We start from the raw sequence: 7216 nt of genomic DNA, 5'->3' as shown, positions 1-7216 counted from the left end.
CAACCACCCACCCGCCACGCTCGCCGCGCGCACAACCCTTATGGCCCTCTCCAACTGGCGCCCCATGCCTAGTGGATCTCTATTGGGGAGCAGTAGGCCGCCGAGCCCGGGGGCCGCGAGAGGAATGAGCGCATCATGCAGCACCTGCGTCCGGCCCGCGCCGCCGGGATATTCTTCGCCGCGGCCGTGCTGGCCGCCACCGCCGTCGGCTGCGGCAGCGCCAAGAGCAGCAAGTCCAGTTCGTCCAGCGGCAGCGGCGGTACGACCGGCTCGAACTCGAGCACCCGCATCGGCATCCTGCTGCCGGAGTCGAAGACGACCCGGTACGAGGCGTTCGACAAGCCGCTGCTGGTGGCCGAGCTGAACGCCAAGATGCCCGGCGTGCAGATCGACTACTACAACGCCGGCCAGGACGCCACGGTCCAGCAGACCCAGGTCGACACCGCCCTGACCAAGGGCGACAAGGTCCTCATCCTGGACGCCGTGGACTCCAAGTCCATCCAGGCCTCCGTGCAGAAGGCGCACGACGCCGGGGTGAAGGTGGTCGCCTACGACCGGCTCGCCCAGGGTCCGGTCGACGCCTACGTCTCCTTCGACAACATGAAGGTCGGCGAGCTGCAGGGCACCGCCCTGCTGACCGCGCTGGGGTCGGGCGCCGCGAGCAAGCAGATCGTGATGATCAACGGGTCCCCGACCGACCCGAACGCCGCGCAGTTCAAGGCCGGCGCGCAGTCGGTCCTGAACGGCAAGGTGAAGATCGGCAAGGAGTACGACACGCCGAACTGGGACCCGAACACCGCCAACCAGGAGATGTCCGGTGCCATCACGGCGCTCGGGGCCGCCAGCATCAACGGCGTCTACTCCGCCAACGACGGCATGGCCGCCGGTATCGCCACCGCGCTGAGCGCCAGCGGTCTGCACGTGCCGCTGACCGGCCAGGACGCCCAGCTCGACGCCATCCAGCGGATCGAGGCCGGCACCCAGACCATGACCATCTACAAGCCGTACAAGCCCGAGGCCACGACCGCGGCCGACGTGGCCGTGGAGTTCGCGCAGGGCAAGACCCCCGGCACGGACCTGCTGCCGGACAAGCAGACGTCGGGCTCCGGCCAGTCGGTGCCCTCGAAGCTGATCACCCCGACCGTGGTCGACAAGAGCAACGTCTGCACCACCGTCGTCAAGGACGGCCTGTACACCGCCGCGCAGATCGGCATCACCTGCTGATCCTGCTGATCCCCCTGATCCCTCCCGGGCCCGCCGGAGGGAGGGCGCACTCGCCGAGTGCGCCCTCCCCGAGGCCCGCCTGAGAACACAGAGCAGCAGCAGCAAGCCGAAGCCCCGAGTCCCCGCGGAGGTACCCCCATGCCCGACACGACCTCGCAACCCGTGCTGGAACTGCGCGGTGTCTCCAAACGGTTCGGCGCCGTGCAGGCCCTCACCGGCGTCGATCTGGCGGTCCACGCCGGAGAGGTCGTCGCCTTGGTCGGCGACAACGGCGCCGGCAAGTCCACCCTGGTGAAGGCCATCGCCGGGGTGAACCAGCCGGACGACGGCGAGATCGTCTGGGAGGGCAGCCCGGTCGGCATCAAGGGCCCGCACGACGCCCAGAAGCTCGGCATCGCGACCGTCTACCAGGACCTGGCACTGGCCGACAACCTGGACGTCGTCGGCAACCTGTTCCTGGGCAGCGAGATCCGCAGGGCGGGGATCCTCGACGAGATCGCGATGGAAGGCCGCTCCCGCGAGCTGCTCCAGACGCTGTCGATCCGCATCCCCAGCGTCCGCATCCCGGTGGCCTCACTGTCCGGTGGCCAGCGGCAGACCGTGGCCATCGCCCGCTCGCTGATCGGCGACCCCAAGGTGGTGCTGCTCGACGAACCCACCGCCGCCCTCGGCGTCGAGCAGACCGCGCAGGTGCTGGACCTGGTCGAGCGGCTGCGCGACCGGAACCTCGGGGTGATCCTGATCAGCCACAACATGGTCGACGTGATGGCCGTCGCCGACACCGTGGCGGTGCTGCGGCTGGGCCGCAACAACGGGTTCTTCGACGGCCACCACACCAACGAGCAGGAGATCATCTCGGCGATCACCGGCGCCACCGACAACGCCGTCACCCGGCGGGCGGCCCGGCACCCGGAGGGACAGGAATGAGCCAGGACCCGAACAGCGGGGGCGCGCGCGGGGACCGCGGGGACCGCGAGGACGCCGGCGGCGCCTTTCCGACGCCGATCCCGACCGGCGCCGGCGACTACAGCGGCGAGGACCGGCCGGCGCCGGCCGGCGGCGGCTCGGTCACCGACAAGGTCGAGGAGCTGCTGGCCGCCGGCGCCACCCCGGCCGAGGCCACGGCCCAGGCCGCGAAGGCGACCGGCGAGTCCAAGGACGTGGTCCGGGAGATCGTCGAGACCATGGTCCCGGCGGCCGGGTCGGCCGCGGACCCGCGGCTGTTGCAGCGCCAGGGCGGCATCTCCGGCTACTGGAACGAGTTCATGCGCCGGGTCAAGGGCGGTGAGCTGGGTTCGCTGCCGGTGATCGCGGCCCTGATCATCATCTGGATCGTGTTCTGGAGCCTGAACAGCACGTTCCTGTCGGCGCAGAACCTGTCGAACCTCTCGCAGCAGATCGTCGGCACCGGGATGATCGCGCTCGGCGTGGTGTTCGTGCTGCTGCTCGGCGAGATCGACCTGTCGGTCGGCTCGGTGTCCGGACTGGCGGCGGCGGTGTTCGCCGTGACGTCGGTGAACCACGGCGTGAACCAATGGCTGGCGCTGATCCTGGCGCTGGCCACCGGTACGGCCACCGGGTTCGTGCACGGCTTCTTCTTCGCCCGGATCGGCGTGCCGGCGTTCGTCGTCACCCTGGCCGGCAACCTGGCGTGGAACGGTCTGATGCTGAAGGTGCTGGGCGCCACCGGCACCGTCAACCTGCCGAACAACGGCATCGTCTCCAAGCTCTACACCACCATCTACGGCCAGCAGGTCGCCGGCTACGGGGCCGCCGCGATCGCGGTCGCGCTCTACGGGCTGGTCGCGCTCTACGGCCGGACGCGGCGGCTGCGGGCCGGGGTGCCGGCGCAGCCGCTGGGCGAGATCGCGGCGCGGGTGATCCTGCTGGCGATCGTCGCCTTCGTGGTGGCGTACGTGTTCAACCAGTACAAGGGTATGCCGCTGGCTCCGCTGGTCTTCCTGATCTTCATCGTGGTCGGCGACTTCATCCTGCGGCGCACGGTCTACGGCCGCCGCATCTTCGCCGTCGGCGGCAGCATCGAGGCGGCGCGCCGGGCCGGTATCAGCGTGCCGTTCATCCGCATCACGGTGTTCATGATCTGTGGTCTGATGTCCGCGGTCGGCGGCATGTTCCTGGCCGGCCAGATCGAGTCCGCCTCGCAGACCTCCGGCAGCGGCAACCTGCTGATGAACGCGATCGCGGCCGCGGTCATCGGCGGCACCAGCCTGTTCGGCGGACGCGGCAAGACCTGGTCGGCGCTGCTCGGTGCGCTGGTCATCGGCTCGATCCAGTCCGGCATGAACATCCAGGGCCTGGCGAACAGCATCCAGTTCATGGTCACCGGTGCGGTGCTGCTGGCCGCGGTGGTCATCGACTCGGTGGCGCGGCGGACGCAGAAGGCCAGCGGCCGCGTCTAGCGCGGAGTTGCTAGCGCGGGGCTGCGTTCAACGAGCGGAGCGCTCCAGCTCGGCCAGCACCGGCGGCAGCCCGACGGTCAGCATCCGGCGCCGGACGTGTCCGAGCAGCCGGGCCATGAAGAAGCCGCCGGGCCCGGTGAAGCCGGTGTGGTCGTAGTACAGGCGGGTCCCCTCGGCGGTGGCCGACAGGCGGTAGGCGACCTCGGACCGGTCGCCGCCGCCGCTGTCGGCCCAGGAGAAGCGCAGCAGCCTGGGGGCGTCCACCTCCAGCACGACGCAGTCGACGATGCCGTCCCACCCGGGCTTGGGCTTGCCGACGAACTGGAAGCGCGTGCCGACCACGGTGTCGAAGCCGACCGGGCGGCCGCCGGCCCCGGTCGCGGTCCAGCGCGGTATCAGCTCCGGATCGGTGAGGGCACGCCAGACCTGGTCGGCGGGGTGCGGGTAGTCGTTGACGAGGTGGATGGCGCTCATGCGAGCCTCCGGGAGTTGTTTACCGTCACTGAAAAATTACTGTAGCAGAAACTTTTCTGTGACGGCACTAGACTGGCCGCCATGAGCCCGAGCGAAAGCCTGCGCGAGCGCAAGAAGCGCCAGACCCGTCAACTGCTCGCCGACACCGCGACGCAGCTGTTCCTGGCCAGGGGCTTCGACGGGGTGCGGGTGAGCGAGATCGCCGAGGCGTGCGGGGTCTCGGAGAAGACGGTGTTCAACTACTTCCCCACCAAGGAAGCGCTGGTCATGGACCGCCTCGACGGCGCATCCGACGCGCTGCTCGCGGCGCTGGCCGACCCGGACGTGGCACCGGTCCAGGCGGCGCTCGGCGTGCTGGCCGACGAGCTGGCGATGATGATGGGGCAACTGGCCGCGCAGCAGAGCTTCCGGGAGGGTGCGGAGCTGTATCGGCGATTCAGCACGCTGCTGTGGTCGACGCCGGCGCTGCGGGCTCATCAGAACGCTGTCACCGAGCGCGTGACGGCCGAGGCGGCGAAGGTGCTGGCCGAGCGTGGCGGGCAGGATCCGGCGGATCCCGAGCCGCAGATTGTTGCGGCGGCGCTGTTGGCGCTGTGGAGAGTGCAGTTCCGCAGCTTGGAGCGGCGGCTGGATGGGGCGGAGTCGGTGGATCAGCTTTCTGCGGCGGTGACCGCAGACGTGCACCGCGCTGCCACGGTCCTGGAGCAAGGACTAGCCCGCTAAACCAACCAAAGCTCGGCTCGACCAGCACTGCCGACGCCCCAGGTGGCAAGCACAAGCCGCCGCTGGTTCAGCAGCAAACCCGCCGCCTACCCAGCCGCCGCGTCCGCCACCTTCGCCCGCGCGCCGGCGTCGATCTCATAAGCCAGAATCAGCTCCGCGATGGCCCGCGGGTTCGACAGCGAGCGGCCCGTCTGCTTCTCCAGCCTGCGCAGGCGGTTGCGCACCGTGTTCGGGTGCACGAACAGGCGCGCGCCCGCCTCGCCGGCCGAGCCGTCGGCGTCCAGCCAGGCGCCGAAGGTGTCCAGCAGCAGCGTGCGGTCCTGGACTGTCAGTTCGTCGAGGCCTGCGAGGATGCCGCGGGCCACGCGCGTCATGATGTCCGGGGCGCTGCCCGCCACGGCGGACAGGGGGTCGTTGCCGAAGACCACCACGCGGCGGCGGTCGGCTGCGCCGTGCAGGGCGATGCGGGCCAGGCGCAGGGCCAGGGAGGTCGAGCGGAGGTCGTCGTAGGGCGGGGAGACGCCGACGCGCGCGCCTTCGCCGGTGTGGAGTGCCGTCACCAGGCGGTCCAGTTTGGGGTTCGGGCCGGGGAGGGCGGCGACGCCGATCTCGACGTCGTGCATCAGCCGCCAGGCCGAGTCGATGCCGAGGACGCCGAGTCCTTGCTCGATGTGCGGCAGTGCGTGCCGCCCTATCTCCGGGACGCGGGCGGCGATCACCACGAACGGGCCGCTGGCCGGCAGCCGGAGCAGCTCCGCAGCCTCCCAGACGTTCGTGTCCGCCAGCCGGCCTTCCAGCAGTGCCTGCACCACCGCCGCGCGGCGCTGTTCCTCGCTGCGGATCTGGCGGCTCAGTTCGTCGCGGTAGCCGGTGGACATCTCGCGGGTGAAGGCTTCCAGGGACGCTATCAAGATGGTCGCGGCGTCCAGGCAGGCGTCGGCCGACATCCCCATGCCGCGCGCCGTCTCGACGATGGCGGACCACACCACGCGGAACGCGACCCGGTAGCCGTCCATCACCACGGTCAGCGGGATGCCGTCGGCGGCCCCTATCCGGCCGGTGGGCCCGGCCGCGCGCAGGTCGGCCTTCTGGCTGCGGGCCATCGGGTCGAACGCCGAGACCACGTGGTCGTGGACTGATTCGCGCAGCAGGTCGCGCCTGACCATGCCGGCGTAGACGGGGAACTGCTCGTAGACGCGGGTCACCACCGTGTCGGTGATCTCGTCGGCCCGCTCCAGCATCAGCGCGGCGAGCCTCGTCAGCTCGGCCAACTTCTGGTCGGCGTGTTCACGCCGCGGACTTCCGATCTCCACACGGCGCACCTTAGTGCTGTAGCTGTCCGGTCACAGGACGAATCGCGGATTGATCACTCTTATGTGGGGAGTTCTGCCCCCTCGCGGCCTAGTCGAGCTGATCCGGGCCGGCGGAATCAGGGGCCTCGGCGGGACTGGCAGAGTCGGGATCAGCAGAGTCCTGCCAAGGGAACGGCCAGTCCAGCAGCTCCTCCCGCCGCAGCGCCGCCACCGAGCTGACCGCGTCGTGGTGCATGCCCCGATACGGATCGGCCACCGCCGCCTCCAGCAGCGGCAGCGCCGACCCCGCCGCCATCGACGCCCGCACCGCCGGATGCATCGCCTCCAGGCTGCCGGCCCGGTCCATCTCCAGCGTCCACGCCGCTTCGGGCCCCGACATCCGCGCCAGCTGCGCGTAGGCGAACAGCCGGGCCTGGAACGGCAGCTCCGGACCCGCGTCCCGAAGCAGGGCGTGGACCAGGCCCGCCTCGTCGGCGGAGGCCGAGGCGATCCGCTGGACCCGGCGGACCACGTCGACGTCGCGCCGCAGCGTCTCGCGGGCCTCGCCCAGCACCGCGGGATCCCGCACCTTCCGGAACGCGGCGAGCCGCACGGCCGGCGGAGCACACTCGTGCAGGCTGATCGCCGCCGCGATCCCCGGCTCGTCGTCCGCAACCGTAAGCAGTCTGCTGAGCGTGGCGTTCGGCGTGAGCGAGTTCGCGGCCAACGCGATCCGCACCCGCGCACTGGCCTGCGCGCTCAGCGCATAGTCGACGAACGGCCGGGACAGCGGCGCGTGGCTGGCGAGGCGTACCAGAGTCCTGGCATACCGGACGGCCTGCGCCTCCCCGACGATGCGGCCGGTGACGCCCATCGGCGCCGCCTCTGACGCGATGCGCGACAACGTCCCCGGCGGCGCCAGCGCGAGCAGGATGTTCCCGCCGCGCCACAGGTGGTCGTCCATGCCCAGCAAGGTGTGCGGCGGGTAGCCGCCTTCTTCCTGCGGCTCCTGTCTCAGCAGACTGCGAAGACTGTCGGGCCAGTAGTCGACTGCGACGACCGCTTCAACCCACCGCCCGACAC

Annotated in this window: 7 protein-coding genes; 4 read left to right on the top strand and 3 right to left on the bottom strand. The window is 70.6% G+C overall.

Translation table 11 applies throughout. The features are described from left to right. Positions 1 to 135: 135 nt before the first annotated feature. From GWK61_RS51240 to GWK61_RS51230, 3 genes are all read left to right on the top strand, one after another. Positions 136 to 1224, top strand: coding sequence for a sugar ABC transporter substrate-binding protein (locus GWK61_RS51240; protein WP_194921340.1), 1089 nt, complete (start codon positions 136 to 138; stop codon positions 1222 to 1224). A gap of 138 nt (positions 1225 to 1362) precedes the next feature. Beyond that, positions 1363 to 2151, top strand: a complete 789-nt coding sequence (locus GWK61_RS51235; protein ID WP_194921338.1) for an ATP-binding cassette domain-containing protein — start codon at positions 1363 to 1365, stop codon at positions 2149 to 2151. Positions 2152 to 2408: 257 nt separating this feature from the next. Further along, the gene (locus tag GWK61_RS51230) at positions 2409 to 3644 is read left to right on the top strand and encodes a sugar ABC transporter permease (protein WP_194921342.1); all 1236 of its coding nucleotides are present in this window, start codon (positions 2409 to 2411) and stop codon (positions 3642 to 3644) included. Positions 3645 to 3671: 27 nt separating this feature from the next. Here GWK61_RS51230 and GWK61_RS51225 read toward each other — a convergent pair whose 3' ends face one another. Beyond that, positions 3672 to 4118, bottom strand: coding sequence for an SRPBCC family protein (locus GWK61_RS51225; protein ID WP_194921337.1), 447 nt, complete (start codon positions 4116 to 4118; stop codon positions 3672 to 3674). 81 nt (positions 4119 to 4199) lie between these two features. Between GWK61_RS51225 and GWK61_RS51220 the strand changes: the two genes are divergently transcribed. After that, a complete protein-coding gene (locus tag GWK61_RS51220; protein ID WP_194921336.1) occupies positions 4200 to 4841 on the top strand; it encodes a TetR family transcriptional regulator in 642 nt (213 codons plus the stop codon). 86 nt (positions 4842 to 4927) lie between these two features. Here GWK61_RS51220 and GWK61_RS51215 read toward each other — a convergent pair whose 3' ends face one another. Then, complete coding sequence (locus tag GWK61_RS51215; protein WP_194921335.1) at positions 4928 to 6154, bottom strand: PucR family transcriptional regulator; 1227 nt, start codon at positions 6152 to 6154, stop codon at positions 4928 to 4930. An 88-nt stretch (positions 6155 to 6242) separates the two neighbouring features. Further along, positions 6243 to 7216, bottom strand: a 974-nt coding sequence (locus GWK61_RS51210) for an amino acid adenylation domain-containing protein (protein WP_228564358.1), incomplete at its 5' end; no start/stop codon positions are given.

Origin of the sequence: Catenulispora rubra (genome assembly GCF_015356825.1) — a bacterium.
GTDB classification, from domain to species: Bacteria; Actinomycetota; Actinomycetes; order Streptomycetales; family Catenulisporaceae; genus Catenulispora; species Catenulispora rubra.
The sequence above is the reverse complement of the archived record's forward strand: the minus strand, read 5'-3'. Positions and strand labels throughout refer to the sequence as shown.